This window comes from Echinicola sediminis (assembly GCF_054777495.1).
On record NZ_BAAHAP010000009.1, the window covers coordinates 73,559 to 87,774 of the forward strand.

At 41.7% G+C, this 14,216-nt stretch carries 14 protein-coding genes and 1 tRNA gene; 14 read left to right on the forward strand and 1 reads right to left on the reverse strand.

Features of this window, described 5'->3' with window-relative positions; all coding sequences use genetic code 11:
- Window positions 1–2 precede the first annotated feature (2 nt).
- The 11 genes from ACYVAA_RS04010 to ACYVAA_RS04060 all read left to right on the forward strand — a co-directional run bounded on the left by ACYVAA_RS04010 (window position 3) and on the right by ACYVAA_RS04060 (window position 9,391).
- Window positions 3–629 carry a polysaccharide deacetylase family protein gene (locus ACYVAA_RS04010; RefSeq protein WP_460538776.1) on the forward strand — a complete coding sequence of 209 codons (627 nt, stop codon included), beginning with the start codon at window positions 3–5 and terminating at the stop codon, window positions 627–629.
- A complete protein-coding gene (locus ACYVAA_RS04015) occupies window positions 626–1,726 on the forward strand; it encodes a glycosyltransferase family protein (protein WP_460538777.1) in 1,101 nt (366 codons plus the stop codon). Before ACYVAA_RS04010 ends, ACYVAA_RS04015 begins: the two co-directional genes overlap by 4 nt.
- Entirely contained in the window at window positions 1,726–2,502 is a 777-nt protein-coding gene (locus tag ACYVAA_RS04020; protein WP_460538778.1) for a TatD family hydrolase, read from the forward strand. Before ACYVAA_RS04015 ends, ACYVAA_RS04020 begins: the two co-directional genes overlap by 1 nt.
- Window positions 2,499–3,575: an asparaginase gene (locus ACYVAA_RS04025; protein ID WP_460538779.1), complete on the forward strand. Its 1,077-nt coding sequence runs from the start codon at window positions 2,499–2,501 to the stop codon at window positions 3,573–3,575. The genes ACYVAA_RS04020 and ACYVAA_RS04025 overlap by 4 nt, the downstream gene beginning before the upstream one ends.
- A gap of 212 nt (window positions 3,576–3,787) precedes the next feature.
- Window positions 3,788–3,875 (forward strand) — tRNA-Ser (locus tag ACYVAA_RS04030).
- Between the two features lie 303 nt (window positions 3,876–4,178).
- Window positions 4,179–4,994: a MotA/TolQ/ExbB proton channel family protein gene (locus tag ACYVAA_RS04035; protein ID WP_460538780.1), complete on the forward strand. Its 816-nt coding sequence runs from the start codon at window positions 4,179–4,181 to the stop codon at window positions 4,992–4,994.
- Between the two features lie 53 nt (window positions 4,995–5,047).
- Window positions 5,048–5,377, forward strand: a complete 330-nt coding sequence (locus ACYVAA_RS04040; RefSeq protein ID WP_460538781.1) for a hypothetical protein — start codon at window positions 5,048–5,050, stop codon at window positions 5,375–5,377.
- A gap of 7 nt (window positions 5,378–5,384) precedes the next feature.
- Window positions 5,385–6,020, forward strand: a complete 636-nt coding sequence (locus tag ACYVAA_RS04045; RefSeq protein ID WP_460538782.1) for an ExbD/TolR family protein — start codon at window positions 5,385–5,387, stop codon at window positions 6,018–6,020.
- A gap of 2 nt (window positions 6,021–6,022) precedes the next feature.
- Window positions 6,023–6,487 carry an ExbD/TolR family protein gene (locus tag ACYVAA_RS04050; protein ID WP_460538783.1) on the forward strand — a complete coding sequence of 155 codons (465 nt, stop codon included), beginning with the start codon at window positions 6,023–6,025 and terminating at the stop codon, window positions 6,485–6,487.
- An 85-nt stretch (window positions 6,488–6,572) separates the two neighbouring features.
- Window positions 6,573–7,871: an MFS transporter gene (locus tag ACYVAA_RS04055; RefSeq protein ID WP_460538784.1), complete on the forward strand. Its 1,299-nt coding sequence runs from the start codon at window positions 6,573–6,575 to the stop codon at window positions 7,869–7,871.
- A gap of 11 nt (window positions 7,872–7,882) precedes the next feature.
- Window positions 7,883–9,391, forward strand: coding sequence for a bifunctional ADP-dependent NAD(P)H-hydrate dehydratase/NAD(P)H-hydrate epimerase (locus ACYVAA_RS04060; RefSeq protein WP_460538785.1), 1,509 nt, complete (start codon window positions 7,883–7,885; stop codon window positions 9,389–9,391).
- A gap of 140 nt (window positions 9,392–9,531) precedes the next feature.
- Here ACYVAA_RS04060 and asnS read toward each other — a convergent pair whose 3' ends face one another.
- Window positions 9,532–10,983: an asparagine--tRNA ligase gene (asnS, locus tag ACYVAA_RS04065; RefSeq protein WP_460538786.1), complete on the reverse strand. Its 1,452-nt coding sequence runs from the start codon at window positions 10,981–10,983 to the stop codon at window positions 9,532–9,534.
- A 205-nt stretch (window positions 10,984–11,188) separates the two neighbouring features.
- Between asnS and rpoN the strand changes: the two genes are divergently transcribed.
- The 3 genes from rpoN to ACYVAA_RS04080 are packed head-to-tail and all read left to right on the forward strand — an operon-like array spanning window position 11,189 to window position 14,054.
- Entirely contained in the window at window positions 11,189–12,643 is a 1,455-nt protein-coding gene (gene rpoN / locus ACYVAA_RS04070) for an RNA polymerase factor sigma-54 (protein WP_460538787.1), read from the forward strand.
- Complete coding sequence (locus ACYVAA_RS04075) at window positions 12,643–13,266, forward strand: phosphatase PAP2 family protein (protein ID WP_460538788.1); 624 nt, start codon at window positions 12,643–12,645, stop codon at window positions 13,264–13,266. Before rpoN ends, ACYVAA_RS04075 begins: the two co-directional genes overlap by 1 nt.
- A gap of 2 nt (window positions 13,267–13,268) precedes the next feature.
- Complete coding sequence (locus tag ACYVAA_RS04080; protein ID WP_460538789.1) at window positions 13,269–14,054, forward strand: enoyl-CoA hydratase/isomerase family protein; 786 nt, start codon at window positions 13,269–13,271, stop codon at window positions 14,052–14,054.
- The last annotated feature ends 162 nt before the right edge of the window (window positions 14,055–14,216 follow it).

The following is a 14,216-nucleotide window of genomic DNA, read 5'->3' on the forward strand; positions in this document are numbered from 1 at the left end:
GGATGGTCATTCATTTTGTGCCGAGAATAATTAAATGGTTTTTCGGACGGTTTACCTGGAATAAAGACCGAAAGGAGCGAAAACTCTATCTGACATTTGATGATGGGCCTGTTCCCGGTGTAACGGACTTTGTGCTCAATGAGCTCCATAAGAGAGGGATGAAGGCTACTTTTTTTGTGGTTGGGGATAATTTGGAGAAATATCCAGATCTGGCTGCAAAAATTGTTTTGGAGGGGCATCAGCTAGGAAATCATACCTATAATCATTTGAGGGGGACAAGTGCCGAAGACAAGGAGTATTTTGCCAATATTGAAAAATGCTCCCGGGCCATCGCTGCTGTTTCGGGCTTCAGACCGAGGCTTTTCCGTCCGCCCTACGGAAGGATCAAAAAGCGACAGGTCGATCAATTGATAAAGGATTATGAGATAGTTTTGTGGGATGTGCTTTCCGGGGATTATCACCCCGGGCAATCCGCCGAAACGTGCTTGTCCAAAACGATGCAGTATACCAGAAGTGGTTCGATTGTTTTATTTCATGATCAGGAAAAGACAGAAAGGGTGGTGAAAGCTGTTTTGCCCAGGTATTTGGATTATATTCAGTCGGAAGGTTATGAAACGGCTTTGTTATGATGCTGGTTGGAACCCTCATAATCGTCGGCTTGCTTATCCTTCAAGATTTTTTGATGTGTTATTTCCTTTGTGCTCACCTCAAGGATTTTTATCGGGAGATACCTGATGAAAAGCTTCCCAAAATCAGCGTGCTGGTTCCGGCCAGAAACGAAGAAAAATTACTGGCAGACTGTTTAAAGGCTTTGGGAGAATTACGATATCCAAAAGGCAAACTTGAAATCATTTTAGGGGATGACCGGAGCAGTGATGGGACAGCAGCAATATTAAGGAGTTGGGTGGCCAGGACTCCTGATAGCAAGTTTTTGGAGGTCCAAGCTGTTTATTCTCACCTTAATGGGAAGGCAAATGCCCTTGCTCAAATGGCAGAAAAGGCTACCGGGGACTTATTGCTTTTTACGGATGCGGACTGTCAGGTTAATCCAGGTTGGGCAGTGGAAATGGTGAAGGCTTTCCGTCCAGCTTTTGGTTTGCTGGTAGGAGTGACACGGATAAAAAGTCCATTCTTGATCCAACGGCTTCAGGGGATGGATTGGTGGTTGACCTTGGGGATGATAAAGGTAACGGCTGATCTGGGGCGATTACTGACAGCCGTGGGGAACAATATGCTGATCAGCAGGGAGGCTTACGATGCCGTAGGTGGGTTCCAGAGTTTGCCTTTTTCGGTTACGGAAGATTTTTCCATGGGACAAGCGATTGCGGCAAAGGGCTACCGTCCAGCTCATCAGGTTTCTTCAGGCAGTTTGGTGGACACCAAAGCGGAAAAAAGTTTTTTTGATTTGATGAGGCAGAGAAAGCGGTGGATGAGGGGCGCCTTTAGCTTGGCCTTGCCCTGGCAATTATTACTGGCACTTCAGGCGTTATTTTTTCCAGCTGTGATAGCAACACTCTTTGTTGATTTGTGGGTGGGGGGAGTGCTATGGCTGGCTAAGGTAATGCTTCAGGCTGTTTTTATTTGGTGTTTGGCCAAAAAGGCAGAGGTGCGGGTACCGTTTTGGGAATTATTTATTTTTGAAGTTTATTATTTAGTAATTTCATGGTCAACAATAGTGTATTATTTTTGGCCTTCGAAAATTAATTGGAAAGAGAGAGAATACTGATGCAATTTATTGATACCCATGCCCATATTTATTCCAAAAAATACGATAGTGACCGAGATGAGGTGATCGAGAGGTGTAAGGAAAATGGTGTGGGCACCATTTATATGCCAAATGTGGATGTGGAGTCAATCGATGCGATGCTGGAAGCAGAGCACCGTTATCCTGATGTTTGTATTCCGATGATGGGATTGCATCCCTGTGATGTGGACAAGGACTTCGAAAAGCAACTTTATATAATGGAGGACTGGCTGTCCAAGCGCCATTTTTGTGCCATAGGGGAGATTGGAACAGATCTCTATTGGGATAAAACAAAGTTTGAGCTACAAAAAGAGGCCTTGAAGATACAGGTGGGATGGGCGAAAGAAAAAGAGCTTCCGATTGTATTGCACTGTAGGGAGTCCATAGACGAGACCATTGGCCTGATCAGGGAAATGAATGATGATCGCCTTACGGGGATTTTCCACTGTTTTACAGGAACGGTAGAGCAGGCAAAGGAAATTATCGAGATGGGGTTTTTATTAGGCATTGGAGGCGTCTCCACTTTTAAGAATGGCGGCTTGGACAAGGTGCTTCCGGAAATTGGGCTTGATCATTTGGTTTTGGAAACGGACGGTCCTTATTTGGCCCCTGTTCCTTATAGAGGAAAAAGGAATTCACCTGAATATATACCCATTATCGCAGAGAGAGTAGGTGATCTCACGGAAAATACCCTGGAAAAGGTAGCTGAAATCACTAATTTAAATGCCAACAAAGTTTTTAATCGTTCTGATGTATGAATTATAAGATCGTAAGATTAAACACCGCAGCAAAGAGTGAGATAAAATCCTCCGTTCTGATCATTTATACGGGAGGGACTTTAGGGATGGCTTATGATGAGTCAGGATCATTGGTGCCCTTTAATTTTGGTCAGATATTGGAAAAAATGCCCAACCTGACCAATCTCAATATTGCGATTACAGTAATCTCCTTTCCTGAGCCCATAGACTCCTCCAATGTAAATATGCAGCATTGGGTGGATATGGCCTATATCATTTATGAAAACTATGACTCCTATGACGGCTTTGTGGTGCTGCATGGTACAGATACCATGGCCTATTCAGCCTCCATGTTAAGTTTTATGCTGAAGGGCTTAAGCAAGCCTGTTATTTTTACAGGAGCCCAGCTGCCCATCAGCGCCATGCGTTCAGATGCCCGGGAAAACCTGATGACATCTTTGGAGATCGCCATTTCTAAAGCCAATGGAAAGCCGATCGTTCCTGAGGTATGTATTTTCTTCAATCACATGCTTTTGCGGGGAAATAGGGCTAAGAAGATGCAGAGTGTTCATTTTGATGCCTTTGAATCAGAAAACTACCCCCCTTTGGCAGAAGCAGGGATCGTGATCGATTATAACTATGCAGCCATAAAACCCTATAAAGAAGGGGTTCAGCTCAAGTACCTCAATAAATTGGATAAAAGCGTGATGATCCTGAAGCTGTTCCCAGGCATTACATCAGAGGTGATTGATAGCTGTTTTAATATCAAAGGGCTAAGAGGTGTGGTCTTGGAAACCTACGGCTCCGGGAATAGCCCTACCGAGCAGTGGTTTATCGACACCATAGAAAAGGCCGTGAAAAAGGGGATTATCATCCTGAATGTTTCCCAGTGCAATGGGGGACGGGTGATTCAGGGAAGGTATGAGACCAGCAAGGAACTTAAAAGGATCGGTGTATTGAGCGGGGGGGATATTACCTCTGAGGCGGCCATCTGCAAGATGATGTTTTTATTGGCGAATGAGACAGATGAGGAAGAAATCCGCAGGAAATTGATCGCCCCAATAGCAGGAGAAATGTCGCTTACGAGCAATTAATCAAAGTTCTGGTGGGTGGTGAAAGCTAAAATGTTTTAGAGAACATTATTTTTTTATTATTGACAAGTGGTTGTTATTCAGGTAGGTGAATGGGCCATGTTTGGAATAAAAGATCTGGATACATTTATTTTTATTTAAATAAGCAATAGTTTCCTTGCAGGAACTAAATATTATATTTTTATTTGTCGCCTCGATTGTTAGCAAAATCACACAGAGAGGTGTCCGAGCGGTCGAAGGAGCACGCCTGGAAAGCGTGTATACCCCTAAAGGGTATCGAGGGTTCGAATCCCTTCCTCTCTGCATTTTATCATTCTCGTCGGTGAGCAGCCGAAGATAATTCGAAAGTTCTTTCTTTCAGTACTGCCCTAAAGTAAGTGTTTTACAATGCATGATCATCCGTAATAACTAATAAAGCTTTTTTATTATTAAAAAGTTAGTTATATTGTATGTAAGCTTAATAGTAGAGGGGTGGCGGATACCTGAAGAAAAAAATTATAAGAGTATCCCTTGTCATTTGATTTGAAAAAATTATATCTTTAAAAGCTCAATATTTAAATTGGAAACCGTTTAACCTTTATTTAAAAGTCTATTAAAAACTAAATTATGAAAAAGTTAATCGCTTTGTTCATGCTTACCGGAATGCTTCTGTCTCCGGTTATTTCAAAAGCACAAGATGCCACAGAGGATACTTCAGCAGAAGATACTACTGAAATGGCAATGGAAGAGGAAGCTGTAGAGGAGCCCGCTCCTGTGGTAGCTGACGATGATATCGTGGTGGAAGATCAGCCATTTCATCAAATAATCAAGGACAAGTTCATCGAAGGTGATCCTACTTTCATGACTCCAGTATTGATCTGTTTGATTTTAGGACTTGCTGTAGCCCTTGAAAGAATCATCACTCTTAACCTTTCTACTACAAACACCAAGAAGCTTTTGGCTAAAGTGGAAGATGCTCTTGATCAAGGTGGTATCGAGGCAGCTAAAGATGTCACTAAAAGCACTAAAGGTCCTGTAGCCTCTATCTTTACTCAAGGTTTGATGAGGTACTCAGAAGGAATCGAAATGGTTGAAAAATCAATCATTGCTTATGGTTCCGTTGAAATGGGCCGTTTGGAAAAAGGTCTAGTTTGGATCTCTCTTTTCATCTCTCTAGCCCCAATGCTTGGTTTCATGGGTACTGTAATCGGTATGATCGGTGCATTTGACTCTATTGAAGCAGCTGGTGACATTTCTCCTTCTCTTGTAGCAGGTGGTATTAAAATCGCCCTTTTGACTACAGTAGCAGGTTTGATCGTTGCAATTATCCTTCAGTTGTTCTATAACTACTGTGTGGCAAAAATCGATTCTTTGGTAAACGATATGGAGGATGCTTCCATCACTTTGGTGGATATCCTTGTAAAGCATAAATTGACTAAGTAATCAGTCTTTTTAAGCACCATTAAATTAATTAATTAACCAAAGAACTTAACGATATGGATTCTTACGATATAATGCTATATGTAGGATATCTTTTGATCGGACTGGGCGCACTATCAGCAATTGTATTGCCGCTTGTCAAGTCAATCGATAACCCTCAAAGCTTGCTAAAAATCGGTGTAGGGGTCATAGGAGTAGCCGTATTGTTCTTTATCGCTTATTCAATTTCCAGCGATGAGGTACTTCCAAAATATGCTGTAGCTCCTTTCAACCTTACTCCAGGTACTTCCAAAGCAGTAGGTGGAGTATTGTTCACCACCTATATACTATTCTTCCTTTCGTTGATCGGAATCGTAGTAACTGAATTGAATAAACTTATAAAGTAATTTAGCGATGGCAAGAAAGAAAAACCGAATGAGTCAGGAGGTAAATGCAGGATCCATGGCGGATATCGCCTTCTTGCTACTTATCTTCTTTCTTGTAACCACGACAATTGCTTCTGACAAAGGTATTACTAACATCTTGCCCCCAAAGCAAGATCCTAACGTGCCGCCACCGGATATTAAGAAAAACGAACGAAATATCTTTAAGATATTGATCAACTCAAACGATCAATTATTGGTGGAGGATGATTTTAGAGATAACACAGAGGGATTGGACCAGGAAATCAAAGAGTTCATCCTGAATTTTGGCGAGCCGAATCAGGAAAACATTGATTTGTTCAACAGTCTCCCTAATTCTTTGAAGGCCCAGGCCAACAGAGATCCGGAATCCTCAGATCATCCAAACGAAGCGGTCGTTTCGATCAAGACCAACAGGGGAACAAGTTACGAGCTATACCTCGAAGTATTGGACTTGGTGAAAAAAGCATACTTTGAAATTTATGCTGAAAGAGTAGGCCTTTCTGCTGATGAATACCGGGCACTGTCCAGTAGAAGTGCAGCAGAAAAAGAGCTTATGGAAAGAGGAAAAGAAAATATTCCTATGGCAATTTCAATAGCTGAACCAGATAAAACAGGAGGAGAATAATTATGGCAAAGTTTAAGAAAAAAACCAAGACCGAAGAAAATATTCCTACTTCAGCATTGCCGGATATTATCTTTATGCTTTTGTTCTTCTTTATGGTAACTACGGTGTTGAGAGAGCAGGAGATTTTGGTAGAACAAAAACTCCCGGCAGCCACGCAGTTACAGAAGTTGGAAAAGAAATCTTTGATATCCTATCTTTTTGTAGGGAAGCCCAAAAACCCAAGTGTTTTTGGTACGGAACCAAGAATTCAAGCAAATGATGCCTTGATCACGACCAATGACATCTTGCTTTGGGTAAACCAAGAAAAGGATAAGTTGTCTGAAGCAGAGAGGGACCAGATTACTATTTCCCTAAAAGCAGATAGGGATGTGAAAATGGGACCAATCGCTGATATTCAGTTAGAGCTTAGAGACGCAGACGCAAGAAAAATTCTTTATGCTTCTGTAGGAAGAACGACTACCGAATAAGATTTTAAATCATTATATTTCTTAAAAGCTATCTACCCTTTCGGTGGATAGCTTTTTTTATTTAATAGATATCTAACAAAAAGCCATGGTTGAAAGCCGAAAGAAAATGCAGTTTGCCTGGTCCATGTATGATTGGGCGAATTCTGTTTATAGTTTAGTAATCACATCCACAATTTTTCCGGTTTATTACAATAGTGTGACCAAGTCAGAGGAAGCTGGTGATATGGTTTCATTTTTCGGTGTTGAATTGGTGAATACCGTTTTGTATTCTTGGTCCCTCTCGTTTTCATTTCTAGTTATCGCTTTTTTGTCCCCATTACTATCAGGAATGGCTGACTCTGGTGGAATGAAACTTACTTTCATGAAAATATTTGCCTCCTTGGGGGCCGTTTCCTGTATGGGCTTGTTCTTTTTTCGGGGTGAAAACTTGGAATACGGGATCATCTGTAGTGTATTGGCGAGCATTGGGTATTCCGGTAGTATCGTGTTTTATAATGCTTTTTTGCCTGAAATAAGTGAGGAAAAGGAATATGATATGTTAAGTGCCAGGGGATTTGCTTTGGGCTATATTGGCAGTGTGGTTTTGTTGGTGATAAATTTGCTCATGATTCAGTTCCCCGAAGTTTTTTTTCTTAGTGACGGGGGAGAAGCTGCGAGATGGTCATTTTTGCTCACCGGTATTTGGTGGTTAGGTTTTTCCCTAATTCCATTTAGTATGCTGCCCAATAATCCATATCATAGAAAATTGGACAAATCGCTATTACTGTCTGGATATCGGGAAATAAAAAAGGTGTTTAATTCATTAAAAGTAAAGCCTCAGTTAAAACAGTTTTTGCTGGCATTTTGGTTTTACAGTATGGGCGTTCAGACGGTCATGTATATGGCGGCTTCTTTTGGAGATAAGGAACTCCGAATGGAGGGTGATAAGCTGATCATAACTATCCTGATAATACAAGTGGTTGCTATCTTGGGAAGTTATTTGTTTGCATTTATAGCAAGAAGTAAGGGGAACCGATTTTCTTTGGTTAGCATGGTGCTGATCTGGATAGGAATATGCGGCGCAGCTTATTTAGTGACGACAGAATATGAGTTCTATGCCCTTGCTTTTGTGGTAGGTTTGGTCATGGGAGGAATTCAAGCTATTTCAAGGTCTTCATATACAAAACTTATTCCCACAGAAACCATAGATCATGCATCGTATTTCAGTTTTTATGATGTGACAGAAAAGTTGGCCATTGTGCTAGGTACCTTTTCTTATGGCCTGATAGAGCAGTTTACGGGAAGTATGCGAGACAGTTCATTAGTTTTGGGAACGTTTTTTGCTTTTGGTCTAGTGTTTTTATTGCGCTTAAGGTTTCCGAAGCATAAATTGGTAAAAGTTTAACGATAGATACAATGCTTGAAATTATTTCAGGAGAATCTGTAAAAAAGCTGGATGCAGATTTTATCAGTGACAAGGGGATTACTTCTCACCGTTTGATGGAAAATGCAGCGGGCGCTTTTTGTAATTGGTATGAAGGTAAATTTCATCGTAACAACAAAATCGGTATTTTTTGCGGTACTGGAAACAACGGCGGTGACGGTTTAGCCATTGCCAGAATGTTATGGCGGAAAGGATATGAAGTTCTGGTCTTTTTGCTCGGGGACTTTAGTAAAGCTTCTGCTGACTGTAGGTTAAATTTGGAGTTGCTTCCAGATAAGCTTCCTGCCATCACCATGAGTGGGGAGGACATAGAGCATATTGATTTTGATTTCGACGTCCTTATTGATGGAATATTGGGGATCGGAATAAACCGGCCATTAGAAGGAGATCTCCTTAAATTGGTTCAGCGGCTTAATAAGAAAAAGAAAACCGTCAGAATTGCCATCGACATTCCTACCGGTTTACCTTCGGATGGCTGTGTAGAAGGAGAGGCCTATAAGGCGGATATAACCGTTAGCTTTCAGTTTCCGAAGTATTCTCTGCTGTTTCCAGAGCATGGACCTTATGTAGGTAAGTTAAAGGTGGTAAATATTGGAATTGGACAGCCTTTCTTTGGTCAGTTTTCAGAGGGTAAATATTTCCTTCAGGAAAAGGATATCTGTGGTAGACATCGTTGCTTTAGTAAGTTTAGTCATAAAGGTGATTTTGGTAAGGTATTATTGGTAGGAGGAAGCTACGGAAAAGTCGGAGCCATTAGGATGTCAGCCGAGTCCGCCTTGAGGACCGGAAGCGGGCTGGTTACTTGCTTGACAGCCAAATGTGGTGTAGGAGTCCTACAAACAAGTTTACCCGAGGCGATGGTCATCACGAGCGATTCAGAAAATTTTGTGGGTACTTATGATGTGAAAGAATTTGAGCGCTTTGACGCTATGGGTATCGGACCGGGGATGGGAACAGCCAAGGAATCTGCCAAACTGCTACAAAGTATTTTACAATTTTATAAGGGGCCCATGGTCATCGATGCTGATGGGATTAATATTCTTTCGGAATATCCTAAAATCAAAGAATTGCTTCATGAGGGGGTGATATTGACTCCCCATATTGGAGAATTCGAAAGGTTGGTAGGCGGATGTAAGAATCATAAGGAGCGATTAATGAAAGCTCAGGATTTTGCAGTCAATCATCAATGCATTGTAGTTTTGAAAGGGGCTCATACTGCCATTAATTTACCCAACGGAAAGCAGTATTTTAATTCTACGGGAAATAAGCACATGGCTACCGGCGGAAGCGGAGATGTGTTGACAGGAATGATTACATCGTTTTTAGGCCAATCCTATTCCCCAGAAGATGCTGCCTTATGTGGAGTCTATCAGCATGGATTGGCAGGGCAAATTGCTTCGGTAAAAAAGAAGCGCGGAACCATAGCATCAGATATTATCAAGTCGATTCCAAAGAGTTTCGATTTGTTGAAAATTGATTGATAAACGGTTCTTGCTAGTATCCCGATAGCTTTACAGAGTTACTGGGCATCAAAATCAGCAGAAGTCAAAGAATGTCATTCTGCCCATTTATTTGCCATTGAAAAAAAAGCCCCTCGCAGATTGCAAGGGGCAATAGTTGATTAGAATTCGGCATTACCGGGTGTTCGAGGAAAAGCAATGACATCTCTGATATTCCCCATTCCTGTAACGAACTGCACCATTCTTTCAAAGCCAAGCCCAAATCCAGCGTGAGGAGTGGCTCCAAATCTTCGGGTATCCAAATACCAATACAATTCCTCTTGGCTGATGTCCAACTCATCCATTCTTGTAGTAAGCTTCTCAAGGCTTTCCTCTCTTTGTGATCCCCCTACAATCTCTCCGATTCCAGGAAAAAGAATGTCCATCGCGGCTACCGTCTTTCCGTCGTCATTTTGTTTCATGTAGAAGGCTTTGATGTCTTTAGGGTAATCAGTCAGGATAACCGGTTTTTTGAAATGCTTCTCCACCAGGAACCTTTCATGCTCAGATTGAAGGTCTGCTCCCCATTCTTCGATGAGGTAGTTGAATTTTTTCTTTTTGTTCGGTTTGGAATTTTTAAGGATATCTATCGCCTCGGTGTAAGTCAGTCTTTGGAAATCATGGTCAATTACGAATTGTAGCCGTTCCAAAAGTCCCATTTCACTACGTTCATTGGCTGGTTTCTTTGCATTTTCCTCTGCAGCTCTACTGTCAAGGAACCGGAGATCATCTTTACAATTTTCCACCGCGTATGAAATGATGTATTTCAAAAAGTCTTCCGCCAAGTCTTGGTTGTCCTCAGCATCACAAAAGGCCATTTCAGGTTCTATCATCCAAAATTCCGCCAAGTGTCTTGTTGTATTGGAGTTCTCCGCTCTAAATGTAGGGCCAAAGGTGTAAATTTCTGATAGTGCCATGGCTGCCAGTTCCCCTTCCAGCTGGCCTGAAACTGTCAGGTTGGTCTCTCTTTCAAAGAAGTCTTCCTTAAAATCAATTTCTCCCGCCTCGTTTAAAGGAGGTTGTTTAAGGTCGAGTGTAGTGACCTTAAAGGTCTCGCCAGCTCCCTCCGCATCCGATGCGGTGATGATCGGGGTATGAATATAGAAGAAACCTTTCTTGTTGAAAAATTCATGGACAGCGAAGGCCAGGGCATGCCGGACTCTGAAAACGGCTCCAAAAGTGTTGGTTCTCATTCTCAAATGGGCGTTTTCCCGTAAGAATTCCATGCTGTGCTTTTTCGGCTGCAAGGGGTATTTTTCCGGGTCAGCTTCTCCCAAGATCTCAATTTTTTCGGCGATTATTTCCGAATCCTGACCAGATCCCTGGGATGCTACTATTTTTCCGGAGACTTTGATGCAGGCACCTGTAGTTACCTTTCTTAGCGTCTCCTCATCAATGACATTCGGATCTGCAACCACCTGGTAATTGTGGATGGTGGAACCGTCATTGAGAGCAATGAAAGAAACATTTTTGTTGCCTCTTTTGGTTCGTACCCAGCCCATAAGAGTGGCTTGTTCTCCGATTTTATCACTTTCAAGCAATAATTTAATCTTTGATCGTTTGTTGAATGCCATAGGAGTTGAAAGTTATGTGTTTTACCGCAGGAGGGTAAAACCTGTCATTGGTTTAAAATGGAATGCAAAAAAACGATATAATAAGCTTTTTATCAAAATTTTGCGGTAATTTCCTAAATTTGAATAGAAATTAGTGGCCCAAATTTTGCCACCGATGTAGACATTTGACTTTTAAGAAGAAAGATATTCAAGATTACGCGATCGTATGCAAAAACTGAATTTAAATCAGGTATTATCCCAAAAACTGTCTCCCCAGCAGATTCAGTTTATAAAGTTGTTGCAGGTGCCAACAGCCGAATTAGAGGCAAGGGTGGAAGAAGAGCTTGAAATCAATCCCGCTTTGGAAGAGGGTAGAGAAGAAGGTGAAGAACAGCAGGGCGAGGACATTCTTGCTGATAACTATGAAGAGGAAAATAAAGAGGAAAAGGACCTTAATTTAGACGATTATCTTAGTGATGACTATGGGGGCTATAAGATGCAGGGCGACGGAAACTATTCCCCGGATGATGAAGATCGCGAGATGCCCTTGTCCAGCGGAGTGTCCCTTCAAGAGCAGTTGATTTCACAATTGAATTTCCTGCGATTGGACGAGCATCAGCGCATCATAGGAAGGCAGCTAATCGGCAGTATTGAAAGTGATGGTTATATCAGAAGGGATTTAGAAGCCATCATCAATGATTTGGCCTTTAGCCAAAACATAGAAACGGACGTGGATGAGGTAGAAGAGGTACTTAGAAAGATCCAGAACTTTGATCCGGCTGGAATAGCGGCAAGAAGTTTACAGGAATGTCTGATTATCCAATTGGAAAGGAAAGAACATCAAGAGGATGAGCTGGTTCAGAAAGCACTTTTGGTAGTAAGCGATTGTTTTGAGGAGTTTACCAAAAAGCACTACGACAAAATCCTAAAGAAATGCAATCTTGAAGAGGAAGACCTCAAAGAGGTGGTCCATATGATTACCCGCCTAAACCCAAAGCCCGGAGGAGAATCTGAGGGTTTGATGAGAACGCAATACATCATACCTGATTTTATTCTCAACAATGTAAATGGAAAGCTTGAGATAAGTTTAAATTCCAGAAATGCCCCTGAACTAAGAGTGAGCAGGTCGTATTCTGAGATGTTTGATGCTTATGAAAAAAGTGACAAGAAAGATAAAAAATTAAAGGAAACGGTCAGTTTTGTGAAGCAAAAGCTGGATGCTGCCAAGTGGTTTATAGACGCAATAAAGCAACGTCAGCAAACCTTGCTAAAGACGATGCATGCCATTTTGGATTATCAAAGTGAGTTTTTTGTAGAGGGGGATGAGTCCAAATTGAAGCCGATGATCCTAAAGGATATCGCGGAAAAAATCGATATGGATATTTCCACCGTATCGCGGGTGGCGAATAGTAAAGCAATACAAACCGAATTTGGAGTGTTTCCGTTAAAATATTTCTTTTCAGAAGGGATTTCTACCGAAGGAGGAGAGGATGTCAGTAACCGTGAGGTGAAGAGCGTGCTCCAGAAAATCGTAAATGACGAGGATAAAAGAAAACCATTATCGGACGACAAGTTGGTGAAGCTGCTCAATGAAAGGGGCTACAATATAGCGAGGAGGACGGTAGCAAAATACCGCGAGCAACTTCAAATTCCCGTGGCAAGATTAAGAAAAGAACTGTAGTGTATAAGAAAATAGCATCCATCCTTTCTGTTGTATTTCAGCCCTTGCTAATGCCCACGTTGGTGTTTGCTTTGATCCTATACATCGTTCCTGAGGCCACGCAGGTTCCTGAGGAACTGAAATTTTCAATGTTGTTTTTGGTAGTGGTTTCCACACTTATGGTCCCCATGTTAAGTGTCATCGGCTTGAAGTACATGGAGTCCATTCCCAGTATCCATATGGCGGAGAAGAGGGATAGGTACCTTCCTTTCTCTTTTGTTAGTATCTTTTATGTGCTGGTGACTTATTTTTTTTATGAAAGGCTGAATTACGATGAATTGATCATCGTTAGTTTGGTGACCATTACAGGGGCTATTATCCTGCTTACCTTGGTGACTTTCTTTTGGAAAATCAGTGCCCATTTGACCGGTTTGTCAGGCGTATTGGCCATTATAGTCGTGCTCAACTGGAGGTTTCCAAATGCCGCTTTATTGTATCCAATGATCGTTACCGTGATGCTTTGTGGCTTAGTGGCTTCTTGCAGGCTCTATTTGAATGCCCATAAACCAGGAGAGCTTTTGGCAGGTTTTTGTTTGGGCTTCCTTACCTGCTTTTTGTCTTTTTACTACTATTTAATAGGTTAGCTATGATGGTGTTTAATACTATTGATTATAAGAAGCAGGGCAATTGGGTAGAGATTGCGCTTGACCGCCCCCATGTTTTCAATGCTTTGAACAAGGAAATGTTGACTGAATTAATGGTGGCTTTTTCGCAGGCAGAGCAAGATGAAGATATCCGGTGTATCGTGTTTACGGGAAACGGTAAGGCCTTTTGCAGTGGACAGGATTTAAAGGCTTTTGGAACAGGCCTGAATAGTATACCTTTTGGGGAGATAATAAGAACCCACTATAATCCACTTACTACAAAAATGAGGAACTGTAAAAAGCCCATTATTTGTAAATTAAATGGATTGGCTGTAGGTGCCGGGTGTTCATTGGCCTTGGCGGCAGATATGGTCATTGCCTCAAAAGAAGCCTATTTGGCTGAGATTTTTTCACATATTGGCCTGGTAATGGATGGAGGCTCGACTTATTTCTTGTTGAAGAAGGTGGGGTATGTCCGTGCATATGAAATGGCCACTACAGGAAAAAAAGTCTTTGCTGATGAGGCCGAGCAAATGGGATTGATTAATAAAAGTGTGGATCCCTCAGCATTGGAAGATGCTGTTCAGCAGTATGTCGATGTATACACCAATGCTTCATCGGTTGCCATTGGACTGATAAAGGAAATGCTCAATAAGTCCCAAGAAATGACCTTGGAAGAAGTCCTAGAAATGGAAGCTGTTTACCAGCAAAAAGCTGGTGAAAGCAAGGATTTTAAAGAAGGAGTTTTGGCTTTTCTTGAAAAGAGAAAGCCTGACTTTAATCGATAGGCATAAAAAAAGCGGCTGAGGGGTTGTTCTCAGCCGCTTTTTTTATGATTTGTATCTCCTTTGTTTAGAATAGGGCTACAGAAAGGCCGAAATTGAATTGAGACGCTTCCGTTTCTAATGGACCATGGTTGCTTTTGAATAGGTCATTAAGTCCATAATAAG

Coding starts and splice junctions, on each gene's coding strand:
- ACYVAA_RS04010 (WP_460538776.1), top strand. CDS start 3: ATGGTCATTCATTTTGTGCCGAGAATAATTAAATGGTTTTTCGGACGG.
- ACYVAA_RS04015 (WP_460538777.1), top strand. CDS start 626: ATGATGCTGGTTGGAACCCTCATAATCGTCGGCTTGCTTATCCTTCAA.
- ACYVAA_RS04020 (WP_460538778.1), top strand. CDS start 1,726: ATGCAATTTATTGATACCCATGCCCATATTTATTCCAAAAAATACGAT.
- ACYVAA_RS04025 (WP_460538779.1), top strand. CDS start 2,499: ATGAATTATAAGATCGTAAGATTAAACACCGCAGCAAAGAGTGAGATA.
- ACYVAA_RS04035 (WP_460538780.1), top strand. CDS start 4,179: ATGAAAAAGTTAATCGCTTTGTTCATGCTTACCGGAATGCTTCTGTCT.
- ACYVAA_RS04040 (WP_460538781.1), top strand. CDS start 5,048: ATGGATTCTTACGATATAATGCTATATGTAGGATATCTTTTGATCGGA.
- ACYVAA_RS04045 (WP_460538782.1), top strand. CDS start 5,385: ATGGCAAGAAAGAAAAACCGAATGAGTCAGGAGGTAAATGCAGGATCC.
- ACYVAA_RS04050 (WP_460538783.1), top strand. CDS start 6,023: ATGGCAAAGTTTAAGAAAAAAACCAAGACCGAAGAAAATATTCCTACT.
- ACYVAA_RS04055 (WP_460538784.1), top strand. CDS start 6,573: ATGGTTGAAAGCCGAAAGAAAATGCAGTTTGCCTGGTCCATGTATGAT.
- ACYVAA_RS04060 (WP_460538785.1), top strand. CDS start 7,883: ATGCTTGAAATTATTTCAGGAGAATCTGTAAAAAAGCTGGATGCAGAT.
- asnS (WP_460538786.1), bottom strand. CDS start 10,983: ATGGCATTCAACAAACGATCAAAGATTAAATTATTGCTTGAAAGTGAT.
- rpoN (WP_460538787.1), top strand. CDS start 11,189: ATGCAAAAACTGAATTTAAATCAGGTATTATCCCAAAAACTGTCTCCC.
- ACYVAA_RS04080 (WP_460538789.1), top strand. CDS start 13,269: ATGATGGTGTTTAATACTATTGATTATAAGAAGCAGGGCAATTGGGTA.